At 52.0% G+C, this 13,784-nt stretch carries 16 protein-coding genes and 1 pseudogene; 9 read left to right on the forward strand and 8 right to left on the reverse strand.

The genetic code is table 11. From position 1 onward, the window contains the following. Positions 1-2: 2 nt before the first annotated feature. From ACIGCM_RS20170 to cyoA, 4 genes are read right to left on the reverse strand one after another with little or no spacing between them, the layout of a single operon-like run. Positions 3-341, reverse strand: a complete 339-nt coding sequence (locus ACIGCM_RS20170) for a cytochrome o ubiquinol oxidase subunit IV (protein WP_397503851.1) — start codon at positions 339-341, stop codon at positions 3-5. Next, complete coding sequence (locus ACIGCM_RS20175; RefSeq protein WP_397503852.1) at positions 338-964, reverse strand: cytochrome o ubiquinol oxidase subunit III; 627 nt, start codon at positions 962-964, stop codon at positions 338-340. Before ACIGCM_RS20175 ends, ACIGCM_RS20170 begins: the two co-directional genes overlap by 4 nt. A gap of 5 nt (positions 965-969) precedes the next feature. Beyond that, the gene (cyoB, locus tag ACIGCM_RS20180; protein ID WP_397503853.1) at positions 970-3,000 is read right to left on the reverse strand and encodes a cytochrome o ubiquinol oxidase subunit I; all 2,031 of its coding nucleotides are present in this window, start codon (positions 2,998-3,000) and stop codon (positions 970-972) included. Between the two features lie 6 nt (positions 3,001-3,006). After that, entirely contained in the window at positions 3,007-3,942 is a 936-nt protein-coding gene (cyoA, locus tag ACIGCM_RS20185) for a ubiquinol oxidase subunit II (protein ID WP_397503854.1), read from the reverse strand. A 1,022-nt stretch (positions 3,943-4,964) separates the two neighbouring features. Here cyoA and ACIGCM_RS20190 point away from each other — a divergent pair. The 9 genes from ACIGCM_RS20190 (at position 4,965) to ACIGCM_RS20230 (ending at position 10,234) form a co-directional block, all read left to right on the forward strand. Beyond that, the gene (locus tag ACIGCM_RS20190; protein WP_397503855.1) at positions 4,965-5,135 is read left to right on the forward strand and encodes a YhfG family protein; all 171 of its coding nucleotides are present in this window, start codon (positions 4,965-4,967) and stop codon (positions 5,133-5,135) included. Then, complete coding sequence (locus ACIGCM_RS20195; RefSeq protein WP_397503856.1) at positions 5,135-5,734, forward strand: putative adenosine monophosphate-protein transferase Fic; 600 nt, start codon at positions 5,135-5,137, stop codon at positions 5,732-5,734. Before ACIGCM_RS20190 ends, ACIGCM_RS20195 begins: the two co-directional genes overlap by 1 nt. A 287-nt stretch (positions 5,735-6,021) precedes the next feature. Continuing rightward, the gene (locus ACIGCM_RS20200) at positions 6,022-6,237 is read left to right on the forward strand and encodes an excalibur calcium-binding domain-containing protein (RefSeq protein WP_397504059.1); all 216 of its coding nucleotides are present in this window, start codon (positions 6,022-6,024) and stop codon (positions 6,235-6,237) included. A gap of 609 nt (positions 6,238-6,846) precedes the next feature. Continuing rightward, complete coding sequence (locus tag ACIGCM_RS20205) at positions 6,847-7,119, forward strand: type II toxin-antitoxin system RelE/ParE family toxin (RefSeq protein WP_397503857.1); 273 nt, start codon at positions 6,847-6,849, stop codon at positions 7,117-7,119. Between the two features lie 2 nt (positions 7,120-7,121). Further along, a complete protein-coding gene (locus ACIGCM_RS20210) occupies positions 7,122-7,427 on the forward strand; it encodes a HigA family addiction module antitoxin (RefSeq protein WP_397503858.1) in 306 nt (101 codons plus the stop codon). Positions 7,428-7,577: 150 nt separating this feature from the next. Next, positions 7,578-8,258, forward strand: coding sequence for a thermonuclease family protein (locus ACIGCM_RS20215; RefSeq protein ID WP_397503859.1), 681 nt, complete (start codon positions 7,578-7,580; stop codon positions 8,256-8,258). 597 nt (positions 8,259-8,855) lie between these two features. Further along, the gene (locus tag ACIGCM_RS20220; protein ID WP_397504060.1) at positions 8,856-9,134 is read left to right on the forward strand and encodes a type II toxin-antitoxin system Phd/YefM family antitoxin; all 279 of its coding nucleotides are present in this window, start codon (positions 8,856-8,858) and stop codon (positions 9,132-9,134) included. Next, positions 9,094-9,417 carry a type II toxin-antitoxin system RelE/ParE family toxin gene (locus ACIGCM_RS20225; RefSeq protein ID WP_397503860.1) on the forward strand — a complete coding sequence of 108 codons (324 nt, stop codon included), beginning with the start codon at positions 9,094-9,096 and terminating at the stop codon, positions 9,415-9,417. The genes ACIGCM_RS20220 and ACIGCM_RS20225 overlap by 41 nt, the downstream gene beginning before the upstream one ends. Positions 9,418-9,952: 535 nt before the next feature. Further along, the gene (locus ACIGCM_RS20230; RefSeq protein ID WP_397503861.1) at positions 9,953-10,234 is read left to right on the forward strand and encodes a DUF4236 domain-containing protein; all 282 of its coding nucleotides are present in this window, start codon (positions 9,953-9,955) and stop codon (positions 10,232-10,234) included. Between the two features lie 134 nt (positions 10,235-10,368). On the opposite strand, the pseudogene ACIGCM_RS20235 reads toward ACIGCM_RS20230, so the two are convergent. The 4 genes and pseudogenes from ACIGCM_RS20235 to ACIGCM_RS20250 form a co-directional block, all read right to left on the reverse strand. After that, a pseudogene (locus tag ACIGCM_RS20235) lies at positions 10,369-10,482 on the reverse strand (ribonuclease inhibitor); the annotation flags it as partial. A 219-nt stretch (positions 10,483-10,701) separates the two neighbouring features. Next, positions 10,702-11,652 carry a hypothetical protein gene (locus ACIGCM_RS20240; protein ID WP_397503862.1) on the reverse strand — a complete coding sequence of 317 codons (951 nt, stop codon included), beginning with the start codon at positions 11,650-11,652 and terminating at the stop codon, positions 10,702-10,704. A 929-nt stretch (positions 11,653-12,581) separates the two neighbouring features. After that, positions 12,582-12,911, reverse strand: a complete 330-nt coding sequence (locus ACIGCM_RS20245) for a hypothetical protein (RefSeq protein WP_397503863.1) — start codon at positions 12,909-12,911, stop codon at positions 12,582-12,584. Continuing rightward, positions 12,908-13,741 carry a hypothetical protein gene (locus ACIGCM_RS20250; protein ID WP_397503864.1) on the reverse strand — a complete coding sequence of 278 codons (834 nt, stop codon included), beginning with the start codon at positions 13,739-13,741 and terminating at the stop codon, positions 12,908-12,910. The genes ACIGCM_RS20245 and ACIGCM_RS20250 overlap by 4 nt, the downstream gene beginning before the upstream one ends. Positions 13,742-13,784: the final 43 nt, after the last annotated feature.

Genomic DNA, 13,784 nt, shown 5'->3' on the forward strand with positions numbered 1-13,784 from the left:
GGTCACATCCAAGGCATCATCAGCTGGTCAGCATTGACCATGATCCAGATTGCCAGCCCTACCAGCATCACGATAATCAATATCGTGAACAGGAAGGCCAACAGGTTCCAGCGGCCTTCCGAGGAAGTGTTCATGTGCAGGAAGCAAACCAGATGCACCAACACCTGCACCACGCCCAGCACGACCATGGCGGTCAGTGCTGTGTTGCGCGAGAAGTGGCCACTCATGACCATGGCAAACGGTATCACCGTGAGGATCACCGAAAGGATGAAACCGATGGCGTAGGAACGCACGCTGCCGTGGCTTTCGCCAGCGTGACTATGTGCCTGTGCGTGGCTCATTGGGCTACTCCCATCAGATAGACAACGGTGAAGACGCAGATCCAGACGATATCCAGGAAGTGCCAGAACAGGCTCAGGCACGACAGGCGAGTGGTGTTCTGAGGCGTGAGGCCGCGGGTATAAACCTGCGCCATCATCACCACCATCCACACCAGGCCAGCAGTCACGTGCAAGCCGTGCATGCCAACCAAGGTGAAGAACGAGGACAGAAATGCACTGCGGTTGGGACCGAAGCCTTCAACGATCAGGTGATGAAACTCGTTGATCTCCATGCCAATAAAGCCGAGACCGCAGAGAAAGGTCAGGAACAACCAGGCGATGGTTTTTTGCTTGGTGCCTTTGTGGGCAGCTAGCATGGCCATGCCATAGGTGCAGCTACTGACCAACAGCAGGGCAGTTTCGACCAGCACGTAAGGCAGTTCGAAAATGTCCTTGCCGCTAGGGCCGCCGGCCGTGTGGTTGACCAGCACCGCGTAGGTCGCAAACACGCAGGCGAACAAGATGCAGTCAGTCATTAGGTACAGCCAGAAGCCGAATACCGTCATGTCGCCGCTATCATGCCCATGATCATGATCGTGGGCTGCGTCAGCGCCGTGTTGAGAATCAAGAATTGCCGTAGACATGCGGGTTACACCTCTTCCGCGAGTTGCTGGGCGTGTTTCGCGAGGCTACGCGCACGGTCATCTGCATGGTTGGCCTGGCTCGGGAAGCGCTGGCTTTCGATGCGTTCGATTTCCTCGGGCTGCACGTAGTAGTCAACGTCTTGGTTGTAGCTACGGACGATGAAGGTGGCGATCATGCCGATAAAGCTTGCACCGGCCAGCCACCAGATGTGCCAGATCATGGCAAAGCCAAACACGGCACCGATTAAGCCAATGACCAAGCCTGCCGCAGTATTCTTCGGCATGTGGATCGGGCTGTAGCTGGCTGGGCGCAGGTACGCCGTGTCGTTTTCTTTCATCTCGTGGAACGCGTCGACAGCATGCACAGTAGGTAGCTCCGCAAAGTTGTAGAACGGTGGTGGCGATGAGGTTGACCATTCCAAGGTACGGCCGCCCCATGGGTCGCCAGTGTGGTCACGCAGCGCATCGCGGTTCTTGAGGCTGACGATGATCTGGGCAATCTGGAAGGCAATGCCGCAGAAGATCAGTACCGCGCCGAAGAAGGCGACAATCAGGTAGGGGTGCCACAGTGGGTTGTCGTAGTGGTTCAGGCGACGGGTCATGCCCATAAAGCCCAGTACATACAACGGCATGAATGCCACGAAGAAACCGGTAATCCAGCACCAGAAAGCGCACTTGCCTAAGCGCTCATCGAGCTTGAAGCCGAAGGCTTTAGGGAACCAGAAGCTGAAACCGGCCAGATAACCGAACACCGCACCACCAATGATGGTGTTGTGGAAGTGGGCGATCAGGAACAGGCTGTTGTGCAACACATAGTCGGCACCGGGTACGGCCAGCAGTACGCCGGTCATGCCGCCGATGGTGAAGGTCACCATAAAGCCCAAGGTCCAAAGTACCGGCGTCGTAAAGTGCAGGCGACCGCGGAAAATAGTGAACAACCAGTTGAACAGCTTCACCCCGGTTGGGATGGAGATGATCATGGTGGCCACGCCGAAGAAGGCGTTAACGTCAGCCCCCGAACCCATGGTGAAGAAGTGGTGAAGCCAGACTACGAAGCCAAGGATGGTGATTGCCGCAGTGGCCCAGACCATCGAGGTGTAGCCGAACAAGCGCTTGCCGGTGAAGGTCGAGATCACTTCCGAGAACACACCGAATGCCGGCAAGATCAGGATATACACCTCTGGATGGCCCCAGGCCCAGAACAGGTTGATGTACATCATGGCGTTGCCGCCCAACTCATTGGTGAAGAAGTGCATGTCCAGGTAACGGTCAAGACTCAGCAGCGCCAAGGTTGCGGTGAGGATCGGGAATGACGCGACAATTAGGATGTTGGTGAATGTGCAGGTCCAGGTGAAGATCGGCATCTGCATCAGCTTCATGCCAGGGGTACGCATTTTCAACACGGTGACCAGGAAGTTGACCCCAGTTAACAGGGTCCCCAAACCAGATAACTGCAAGGCCCAGATGTAGTAGTCGACACCCACCCCCGGACTGTATCCCAGCTCAGATAGCGGCGGATAAGCCACCCAGCCCGTACGGGCGAACTCACCAACTCCCAAGGACACGTTCACCAGAATCGCACCGGCGACAAACAGCCAGAAACTCAGGGAGTTGAGGAACGGGAAGGCCACATCGCGTGCGCCAATCTGCAACGGCACGGCAATGTTCATCAAGCCGACCATGAAAGGCATGGCCATGAAGATGATCATGATCACACCGTGAGCGGTGAAGATCTGGTCATAGTGTTCAGGGGGCAGGAAGCCGTGATTGGCACCTTCCGCCACGGCCAACTGGCCGCGCATCATGATGGCGTCAGCGAAACCCCGCAGCAGCATGATCATGGCGACGAAGATGTACATCACGCCGATTTTTTTGTGGTCAACCGACGTCAGCCACTCGGTCCACAGGTAGGACCACTTACGGTAATAGGTCAGCGCGGCCACGACGGCCAGGCCCATCAGGGCGACGACAGCCAGGGTACCCATGACGATGGGAACGTCCAGCGGCACTGCGTCAAGCGTTAACAAGCCAAACATCAGTGATTACTCCTCGATACTCGCGTTCATGGGCATGTGCATGTCTTTCATTTCGGGCATGTCAGCTTTGGCCTCAGCACCAGACTGCGGCTTGGATGGGCCGTGCATGTATTGCATGAGGATTGAGTTGTAGAGCGTCGGGCTAACAGAGGAGAAGTACTGCGCCGGATCGTTTTCGCTGGGCTTAACCAGCTCCGGGTAGTTGCTCTGATCCAGTTTGGTCGGCGCTGCTTTGACCTTGGCAACCCAATCGTCAAAGCCTTGGTTCGAGGTGGCAATGGCGTGGAATTTCATGCCGGAGAAGCCGTCACCGCTGAAGTTCGCGGACAGACCGTCGAAATTGCCTTCATGGTTGGCGATCAAGTGCAGCTTGGTTTGCATGCCTGCCATGGAATAGATCTGGCTGCCCAACTGCGGGATGAAGAAGGAGTTCATCGCGTTTTGCGAGGTAATCTTGAAATTCACCGGCGTGTCGGTAGGAAAGGCGATCTCGTTAACCGTGGCGATACCTTGCTCCGGGTAGATGAACAGCCACTTCCAGTCCAGCGAAACAGCCTGGATCACGATCGGCTTAACGTCTGAATCCAATGGGCGGTACGGGTCCAGATCATGGGTGCTGGTCCAAGTGATATAACCGAGCGCGGCAATAATCGCGCAGGGCACGAGCCACACCACCAGCTCAATCGGCGTGGAGTGGGACCAGTTCGGCTTATAGGTCGCCTTGGTGTTCGATGCGCGGTATTTCCACGCGAAAGCTAACGTCATGACAATGACCGGGATCACCACAATCAGCATCAGCAACGTCGCTGTAATAATCAGTGATTTCTCATCGACGCCGACCTGACCCTTGGGGTCGAGCAAGGTCATATTGCAGCCACCCAGCATCAGCAGGGGTAGCCACGACAGTCGTTTCAGGTATCCAAGGTACAGCTCAGTTTTCATCTTGCGGCCTTAATGGATGAATTGACCCCGGCACCTCAGCCTTCTCTTACCGAGGTGTCGTTGCCGATACAGTCCTGACGGTGCTTGCTGTCGGACGTTTTTTGCGCAATAGCCAGCCGCCACCAGAAATCGAGACGAGCCTGTCCCGTCCAGTTCTCGCGAGGCGAAACCGAGCTGTGCGCTGTTTGGAATATTGTTAGTCAGCGTATGCTTTAACCCCGAAAGGGGCTTGCTGCAGACAATCCTTTGAAGTGAGGACCGCTTAATGGCGCTAGCCAAGCGGACGTTCAGCCACTACGTGCAATACCTGCGCGTGGTGAAATCTTTCGACCGGTCCGTGAGGTAATTCACAGGAGTGGATGAAAAATAGCCGATACATTACAAGTTATTACAGAGGCAACTTCAAGTTACAAATCCCCGCCAAAGCATGTTCGAGGCTGTGATCAGGCTGCTGTTGTTGCAGGTTGAAAACCGTTAGGCCCCTATCTTTACTGGCCTGTAGCCGTGTATTGATGCCTCAATCGTGCTGCGACAGGTGCGACACTCAACCGCAGAGTTACCGCCACGCAAACGCGCATTACATTGATTTGAATCGGCAAATGTTACGAGTTTTGCTGGTAGATGGTTCGCCAATGGGTATTTGATGAGAGCAACGAGGCACTAGATTGAGTTGCCTGCGAGTGTAGGTTGGAATGAAGATTGCGATCTTGCGCACATCTGGTTTTAAGAGTGATCAACGAAATGGCCACACTGTAATGACAGGCGCACGGAAAAGGGGTCGTTCATAGGTAAGTCATGGTTTTTATGGTTGTAGGTAGAGACGTAAACTTGGGGGGCTCGCTTTATTGATCGCTTGAATCACAGCATGTCGGCCACGTAACTCAGGTTTTGAAGTGGGTGCAAAGTGCGTTGTTCCTAAACGTTCCATAAGCCACTGGGATATGGCTGTGGCAGAGTTTCACGGCGGATAATTTTGCAGTTATTCGGTATAATCATTGAGTACGCAACAAAAGGGGTTATCTATGTCCGCTGCGTCCCTTCAGGCCAAGAAGGCTTACTTTGCTAAGGCTCGCCAGTCTAACTATGTTGCCAGTCTTCGCTTGGAAGGCTTCCAGGTAACTCAGGCAGACGCTGAGCGTAAGCTTCCAACCCGTGAATCCGTTTTACGTGCGTATCGTAACAAGCCCGCTTAATGCTTGATAAGTATGGCACCGGGCAAGACCCCTATTGCTACCCCGGTACGAACGTTGTTAGGAACCTTCTTAACATCATGAATGATGATGACCTAAATGAAGCCGAACGGGCATTGTCTGAAGTAGCCGCAAGCGAAATTGAATTCGACTTACCCCCTTACGATCTCGCCTATCTGCGAAAAATCCATCTCACCCTTTTTTCAGACCTATATGCTTGGGCTGGCGAGTTGAGAACAGTTGATATTTCAAAAGGCGACACGCACTTTTGCAACATGGCTCGAATCGAGGCCGAGGCTCAAAAATACTTCTGTAGTTTGGCCAAGGCCAACTGGTTTGAATCGCTTGAGCGTGACCAGTTAGTTCTGGCCGTAGCAGAACTATTTGGGGACCTGAATGTGATTCATCCCTTCCGCGAAGGCAACGGTAGAGCCCAGCGAATCCTATTCGAGCATATAGTTATTAATGCCGGTTACGAGATCGATTGGTGGAGCGTGCAGGAAGGAGAGTGGATGCAAGCCAATATTGATGCTGTGGTATGTGATTACGCTGGGTTGGGACGTATCTTTGATCGCTGTATCGGTCAGCCGATCGCCGAGTAGTTTCTGGTGTTTTGAGCGTTGCTCAGGCTTCAACTGCGCAGTCGTCAACCCAGCCAGTTGCCTCTCACCAGGCCAGATAGGCTCAGGCGTATACCGGCAGCCATTGACGACTTAATATTTGCCTGTGTCGACTCAGTGGGCATCAAGCCGGAAATAAGGATGTGAGATTGAAAAAGCTACTCATCATTGTCGCTCTAGGCTTTGCGGTGTGGCATTTTTACCTGAAGCCATCCGACAGCCCGGTGATCACTAACATTGGCGCAGATGGCAGCATTTTGAGCACCCCAGTGACTATCCAGCCATTGCGTAGTCAATCAACTTCGACCTCTATATCTACGTCTAAATCGGCTTCAGCGCCCACATACAGCTGTGATGGGCGAACCTACTGCTCGCAAATGCGCTCTTGCGACGAGGCCACTTACTTCCTCAGAAATTGCCCGGGCACAAAAATGGACGGCGATCATGATGGCATTGCCTGTGAAGGGCAGTGGTGTGGGCGTTAATTTGAAACCACCGACTAGTTCCAGTGCGCAATACAGTTGGAGTTCAAGCCGCTTATGCTGAACGCTTTGGGAATGCATTTCTCAGCGTTAGGGAGCCTCTGAAAAAGGTGGCGAGCGACGGGCGTACAAGGCAAAGAAATGCGAAAAAACGACCGGGGTCGCGCTCGACTTTAGTTGTCCTAAATGAGCATTTGATTCGCATAGCTCACCCCTTTGGAGCCGCAGCAATGGCTGCCCCAGTAATACCTAGCGCAGTAGTTTTTCAGAGGCTGCTTAGATGATCCTTGTTCCCACCTTCACCCTTCTAAGCAGCAAGGGCGTTAGTCTGTGCTGGCTAATGGTGTCAGGGTTCGTAGTCGCTTATCGGTCATAAGGACATCAACCCTCAAGCGGTCCCAGACTTTTGTTGGTTATTGCCGTTACGCGATGAGGACTATCCTCGGCCCGCAATGAGTACTCGGTTCGTTGTGCAGCCGATGGCTCAAACTGAGCGCAGTCTCTTCTGATGTCTTGCGACGTAATCTAGGTCATTGGAGCAGGTGTTCTTTTACACAGATACGAATAGCAGGGCACGGTATGTTTATGACCCTTAACGCTAATAATTAAATTGTGATTCTGAATTTTCGATGTGCCGACACACGAGCGCTTTATGAAGCTGGCGGCTCACGCCGTTGGAAAAATATCGGCAGTGTCGCGACCCGCAAATTATCTATGCTGCAGGCTGCTGCCGAACTCAGAGACCTAAGATCTCCTCCTCGGAACCGGCTTGAGGTGATGCATGGCAGGCGGGCGGGTCAATACAGCATCAGGATCAACCACCAGTCGCGGATTTGTTTCGAGTGGACTGAGGCCGGCCCGATGAATGTTGAGGTGATCGACTAATCATGGCAACTCACGGCATGCGCGCAGTACATCCTGGCGAAATACTTCGTGAAGAGTTTCTAGAGCCATTTGAGCTATCACCCGCAGTGCTGGCGCGTGCTCTGCATGTCTCTGCAGCAACGGTTAATGAAATAGTCCGGGAGCGGCGAGGCATAAGCGCAGATACGGCTATTCGCCTTGGACGTTACTTCAATACCTCAGCGCAATTCTGGATGAACTTGCAGGCCGGTTATTCACTCGCCGCAACCCTGGCGGCTAATGGTGAACTGATTAGGCAGGAAGTAGAGCCGCTGAAGGTTAAGGCTTGAGTTTGTATCCGTTTGAGTAACTATTTCTCAAAAACGTCTACTGGCCTCGTTTGAGGCTGAGGCGCAATGCTCAGTCAGCGGGCATACTATGCCGCTTGCTTGCGGAAGTGATTACCCGCTCGCATTTTCCAACAGCGCATGGAACTGCATATGATTCGCCACCTTCTTCTTGCCGTGATCATTTCGCCTACGCTCGCGTTTGCAGGTAACTGCAAAGTCATCGATGTCAGCGATGGTGATACCTTCACCTGTTACACGGATGAGGATGAGCTGATAAACGTCCGGCTGGCCGAGATTGATGCCCCTGAGGTCAGTCAGCCCTATGGCAACAATTCCAAACAATCACTATTTCGACTCATCTCCAGTGAGATGGTTAGGCTGGATGTACAAGACACAGACAGCTCGGGCCGCTCTGTTGCTCGGGTCAAAAGAGTAGACGGCGTTGATGTAAATGCTGAGCAAGTCCGCTCAGGTGCTGCCTGGGTTTACCCGGAGAACCTCAAGGATAAGTCGTTGCTGGTTTTAGAGGCTGAAGCCAAGAACCTTCAACGTGGTTTGTGGGCGCTAGCAGTATCTGATCAAGTAGCCCCATGGCTATGGCGTGATACCCAGCAAGCAGGTTCTGTTTCTAAAAACTCAACACTAGCAGTGCCTACGCAGCAGGCATCCTTCTCGCAAGTTAAATCATCCAGTAGCGGCTATAGCTGCAACCCGCTTAAATATTGCAGCCAAATGAATTGCGCTGAAGCCCGCTATCAACTGACCCAGTGCGGTAACCCTAATATCGATGGCGACAGAGACGGTATTCCCTGTGAGAGGCAGTGTCGGTAAGGCATTTAACCGCACACAAAGGTATGCATAAAGATAGAGGCCCCAAAGCGCTGAGCGCTAGTACCGTTGGCAAACGCCAAGGGTGCAAGGCTTATAGCACTGCTTCTCGTAGGATTGATTGAGCACGCGCACACAAAAAAGGCTTACCTTTCGGTAAACCCTTGATTTGTTTGGTGGCTCCGCAGGGACTTGGACCCCGGCCCCTAGAATTTGAAAATGCGTCACTTCCCTTGGGTGCTGCTCATGCACCCTAAATACGGGCCTTTCAGCCCGCCTTGTTAGTTACTCTGTATCACTAAGCTTAATCTGCTGCTCGGAATGGGACACCCCACGTTTGCGCCGATGGAGGGAGTTGTTACTTGGTGTGGTGCCTATGGAGATCTGTAAGAGGTGTCTTTAATGGTGCTTTAAATGGTGCTAGTCTGTGATGGCTTAACCCCGTGTTCTCACAAATGACCTCATGAAGAAAAGTCCTAAATACGATAGCTAGGCCCAAAAGAGAAAAAAGCCGAGATTAGCCCAGTGAGGCTTGAGGCTTGGCCACTAAAGATAGCTCAGATAGATAACGCGAATAGCGAAGAACAGGTGGATATGGCTATGACATACGCGGTACTAGCTGACGTTGCTGCGTCGGTGACAGACCTTAAAAAAGATCCTATGGGTACCATCCGCGAGGGTGCCGGTGAAACAGTTGTGATCCTCAATCGAAACGAACCTGCCTTCTATGCCGTGCCTCCTGCACGTTATGAAGCAATGCTGGAGTTGATTGATGATCTGCGACTGGCTGAAATCGTGCGTGAGCGGCGCGGGGAGCCTACTGTCCGAGTAGAGATTGATGACCTCATCGCAGAAGCCGGCGGCGCCGGAGAACACTGAGTACAGCCTAGAGTTCAACGCCAAGGCGCTGAAAGAGTGGGGGAAGCTGGACAGCACTATCCGCCTGCAGTTTGCTAAAAAGCTCAAGGAGCGCCTGGTTAATCCCAGGGTTGAGGCTGACAAACTCAGGGATATGCCCAACTGCTACAAGATTAAGCTACGTGCCGCTGGCTATCGACTTGTTTATGACGTGGTAGATCAACTGCTGGTTGTCACAGTTATTACCGTTGGCAAGCGCGAAAGAAGCAAGGCCTATAGCACTGCTTCCCGTCGAATTGATTGAGCTCTAATCACAAAAATAAATCTGTCCTCGTTTAACGTCCCCGTTTAAGTTGCTTGGAGGCGCGATTTTTATTTCCGTCTATGGCTTTTATGTTTGGGAGCACGGGCTCCAAAAAGTCATAGATCAGACGCAGAGGGTTCAGCTTGAGATAGCAAAGCTACAATTGCTGAAGCTTCAGAATGAGCTTGGTCTGGCTGAGGAAGAAAATCAGGGAGGGTAGCCACGCTGTAGTCACTTGCGCACACAAAAAAGGGCTTACCTTTCGGTAAACCCTTGTTTTGTTTGGTGTGCGCAGTCAATTGAACTGGATGTGTATTGTATTGATTAATAAAGCTTTTATGTTTGTTATTTTTTAAAGGGATACACAGTGCTGGCTGCTGCACTGATGTTGGACAATATTTGATCAATCTTTTTTATCGTCCGTGGTCATCGTGAGCGCGCATCAATCAGCCTTGGTAGCGATATCTATTGTGAGCGTCTAGCATCTATTCGGTGTTATATGGATATTTTCTGGCAGATGACTGGCGGGTGACACATGGCAATTAGAATTCGGAAGAGTTTCAAGGTGGCTCCTGGCGTGCGCCTGAACGTTAGTAAGAGTGGCGTAAGTACGTCCATTGGCGGCAAGGGCATTACTGCTAACGTGAGCAAAAAAGGAACTCGCGTTACTGGTGGTATACGGGGCACAGGGATTTCAGCATCCAAGTTATATTCAGTCGACCGTTCCAAAGAGCCTCAAAGCGAATCGGTTAGCGTTGGATTAGCTGCGGTCATTATTGTGGCTGCGGTAATTATTGTTTGGCTTGTTGTTCGGTAGTGGGCATTGAATCCACTGTATGAGGAAGCCCCGCATAATTACGGGGATTTCCGCTTCAGCTATCACATCCTAAGCGGCTGCTTCACATCTGGCACGAGTGACGGGTACTCGACTTTCATGGTGGCTAGGCACTTTTACATGAAATCTGCCTCCGTTGGAAAGCGCTGGGATAGCATATTCCACCCTGAAATCCTCAGGAGCACGGTGATTTCAACCCGTCTCGAAATTGCGTCCCAGAACGCATCCCAATTACGGCCGTATCACTCAGGAAATCCGAGCGCGTCCCTGAAGACACAATCAAGTTCGTCAGGGCTTGCCACTTCACTTAGGTCAATTTTTACCGTCTGTAATCGGGGGGCATCGTCAGTACCTAGAAGTAATATGGGGCAGGCCACGGTGGTGCGAGATTTTGATTTATACGTGGTCTGACTCAATTAACCCGAGACCCCTGTATCGTAGCTTTGTCGCTACAAGGCTGGGCGTCCAGATCTGCCGTTACGCCTTGCCAAAGCTCTGGCCCGTCGGATGCGACGCCATACGTTTGGGACTTCCTCAAGTGGCGCCATGCTGAGTCGGATTGTCCAATATGCCCAAGCTCTCGTATTACGCAACAGAAGACGCTCCCCCCTATCGTGCAATTCCAGCAATTCTGAGATGAAACGGTAGAAAGCAATATCACTCAGGAACTGGTCGTCCATCCACTCTAGTAGTGCCTCACCGATCTGCTTTACGCCAACGAGAATGACTGCGCCCGGCAGTACGCAAACGGCGAATGGCAGCACGATAGAGAGCCATAGTTGAACGATCAGGTCCCATGTATCTATTAGAAACTGCTCTAGGTCTGCAAAAATCGTTTCTCTGGAAAGGGTCGCGATAACGATAGCGGCTACGATAGCTATAAAGCCTGTGAGGTAGGCGGCGAAGTTACTAGGTGATGGTAGTTTGAAGAAGCCTTTGGCGCGGAGTATCAAAGGCTCCTGTGCCCTGATCTTGAGTTCTCGTCGCCACTCCCATTCTTCAATAAGATGCTTGGCCAAAGCACGCAAATCACCCTCATGAGCGAAGGTATTACGTAGATGGGCATGCTTTTCTTTGGCTAAGGTGACGTGCGGTGTCCTGAAGTGCACCCGTGTGGCTAGGGGATGAAGCAAGCGATACCGACGTTCAGCGCCTTGGAAATAGACCTGCAGAAGGCCGAACATCATAGGCACTTCGTAAACCAGCAGCCATGCTTGGTCGCTCGTACCGAGTAGATACGTGCTTTGAGTTACGCGCAGGTACAGATCGAAGAACAATAACCCCAAAATAACGCCTGCCAGTCCAATAGATAGCCATAACGCTAAAGAGGAAAGTGCGTAAAAGACTGGCGGGCGAAACGTTTTTCGGAAGTAACGGATTTTGTCGGCGATCGCTTCCATGTGGCTTCTCTGTCCCTGATCTGTTGGCGATAAGTACTTTGTTACGCGGGAAATGTATCAATTCCTGGATTAACCGGCATTGACTAAAGCTAGCAATATGCGTTGGTTACCGGGTAGGTAGGGTTGCCCAGGGAGTTAACCACAAGAGGAGGGGGAGCGCGATGTAGTCACTTATTTCGCGCACACAAAAAAGGGCTTACCTTTCGGTAAACCCTTGTTTTGTTTGGTGGTACGCAGTCACTTGAACTGGAATGGTAAGTGTCTGTATTTAAACAGTATTTAATTTTTAGTTTGAGTTAGGCATACAAGCAGGCATACACGGCGCTGGCTGCTGCGGTGGTTTTTGGTTATTTAAGGTAATTACCAGATGGGTACTGTCGGTGTTCCTTTCACGGCTTCAGCCATTGAGTTGAGCCCATCAGATGATCTGAGGGTAGGGGCATTCGATACACCGATTCGAGTGTGTGTACCTCAAGGTTTGATGATGGAGTTAACCGGGTTAACCCAGTTAACCAGTTCACTAACTTTCAGACCCAGCCACTAACTCAGAAACACGGTTCGAATTACCCTTAACTCGAATATCTCTCTAGGGGCCCCCGGTGCATTTGTTCTACTGATACCCAACCACAGACCCATCTGACTATTCCACGGCGACGAGATATCCTCCGCTGATCGCCCTCACTCCAACGGGGCGATGGGGAGTGCGTAACCGTATCCCTCTAAAATCTGGTGTAAGTGGTGTATAAAGTGTAATAGAATCGCTACAGGTCAATAACCACGGGGCTTGTAGCGATATTACACAATTGCTTAGAGGCCCATACACCAATGTAAAAATACACCAAAGGTGTAATGCGTTGGGTATCCATATGGGCAATAAAAAACCGCTGGCGACTTACACCAGCGGTTGAGTTTTTAGCGGTTGCGTTGGGTTACACGTACCAATCCAGCCCTAGGTTATGGGCAACCTCAAGCTTCCCTAGGTCGTCCACTACAGGTACTTCGAGTGCCTCCATCTGCTGGGTGGTTACACCCTCCTGAGCGTACATCTTCATCGTTTCGTATGTGCGCTCAGGGTAGTGATGACCGAGTACATGTACAGCCCAACTGGCACGTTCTGCATTACCCAGTGGTTGGATGATCCCGCGCTTCTCGTGGATGTGCTCCCACGCCGCCGCAATGTAATACACAACCAAACCTGCAGACTTACTAAAGCCGCCGCTTAGTTGTTTGCCGTTGCCAATCGTGCTCTGGCTTCTCACGCCGTTTTACTTCTAGCGATCTTAAGAAGGTCGTCATGTGTAATGGAGACATTACCAGGTGCGAAGGTTGGGATGTGCAATCGAGTCAGCGGGTAGCGGACGTCTTGTGTCACCAGCTCCACGCCGATGGCTTTTAAGGCAGCTGTTGCCTCATCCCATTGAGCGCCCAGCTTTGTACGCATGGCTGAGCGCTCAGCGCTCCTCGCATCGCTCTCTTCCTTGCGTGCTGTCGCCAGCAGTTCCTCTAAGGCAGTGGACTCCGACTCCAGAGCGCGAATGATTGGCTGGTTATGCTCGCGTTTTTTTGTTGCTGAGTGAGCCTCCTTAATGGCCTCATCCATTTTGATTTGAGCCGCCTTGCTGGCTTTGCTATCACCACTGGCCGTGGCCTTGGCCATTAGCTCAGCTGCTTCCTGCTCAGCCAAGCGTGCTTGTTCATCCGCCAGTTCTTCATCGCTGTGAATTTGCGCAAGCGTTTCGGTAATACGCTGAGTGCTGGCGAGGATGCGCTCCACACGTTCATGCGCCTCCTGCTTTTTACCTTTGGCTTGAGCGATGTTCTGCTCCGTCGCCTCCAGCAATTCGAGATAGGCGATATCTTGATCGAGACGCTTAACCGCACTGGTAATGCTATCTACGCGACCCGATACATCCATTCGGTTTTGAGTTGCTACGTCGCCTTCGGGTGTGGAAACCGCGTGGCCAAGATAATTCCAATCCTTTGGCGCGGTGCGTTCTATCTCCAGCAATTCGGGCAATTGCGCATTCAGCTCTTCTTGCTCAGCGAGAAGGGCAGTGCGGGTTTGCTGCATAGCGTTAAGGTCTTTCATGGTGTTACTCCAATTCGATAACAAAAGTAGGGTTGGTATATCC

Source organism: Pseudomonas sp. NPDC078700 (assembly GCF_044542375.1).
In the GTDB taxonomy this organism is placed as follows: Bacteria; Pseudomonadota; Gammaproteobacteria; order Pseudomonadales; family Pseudomonadaceae; genus Aquipseudomonas.

Excerpts from the sequence above, each read along its gene's own strand:
- ACIGCM_RS20170 (WP_397503851.1), bottom strand. The coding sequence starts at position 341 with ATGAGCCACGCACAGGCACATAGTCACGCTGGCGAAAGCCACGGCAGC.
- ACIGCM_RS20175 (WP_397503852.1), bottom strand. The coding sequence starts at position 964 with ATGTCTACGGCAATTCTTGATTCTCAACACGGCGCTGACGCAGCCCAC.
- cyoB (WP_397503853.1), bottom strand. The coding sequence starts at position 3,000 with ATGTTTGGCTTGTTAACGCTTGACGCAGTGCCGCTGGACGTTCCCATC.
- cyoA (WP_397503854.1), bottom strand. The coding sequence starts at position 3,942 with ATGAAAACTGAGCTGTACCTTGGATACCTGAAACGACTGTCGTGGCTA.
- ACIGCM_RS20190 (WP_397503855.1), top strand. The coding sequence starts at position 4,965 with ATGTCCGCTGCGTCCCTTCAGGCCAAGAAGGCTTACTTTGCTAAGGCT.
- ACIGCM_RS20195 (WP_397503856.1), top strand. The coding sequence starts at position 5,135 with ATGCTTGATAAGTATGGCACCGGGCAAGACCCCTATTGCTACCCCGGT.
- ACIGCM_RS20210 (WP_397503858.1), top strand. The coding sequence starts at position 7,122 with ATGGCAACTCACGGCATGCGCGCAGTACATCCTGGCGAAATACTTCGT.
- ACIGCM_RS20215 (WP_397503859.1), top strand. The coding sequence starts at position 7,578 with ATGATTCGCCACCTTCTTCTTGCCGTGATCATTTCGCCTACGCTCGCG.
- ACIGCM_RS20220 (WP_397504060.1), top strand. The coding sequence starts at position 8,856 with ATGACATACGCGGTACTAGCTGACGTTGCTGCGTCGGTGACAGACCTT.
- ACIGCM_RS20225 (WP_397503860.1), top strand. The coding sequence starts at position 9,094 with ATGACCTCATCGCAGAAGCCGGCGGCGCCGGAGAACACTGAGTACAGC.
- ACIGCM_RS20230 (WP_397503861.1), top strand. The coding sequence starts at position 9,953 with ATGGCAATTAGAATTCGGAAGAGTTTCAAGGTGGCTCCTGGCGTGCGC.
- ACIGCM_RS20240 (WP_397503862.1), bottom strand. The coding sequence starts at position 11,652 with ATGGAAGCGATCGCCGACAAAATCCGTTACTTCCGAAAAACGTTTCGC.
- ACIGCM_RS20250 (WP_397503864.1), bottom strand. The coding sequence starts at position 13,741 with ATGAAAGACCTTAACGCTATGCAGCAAACCCGCACTGCCCTTCTCGCT.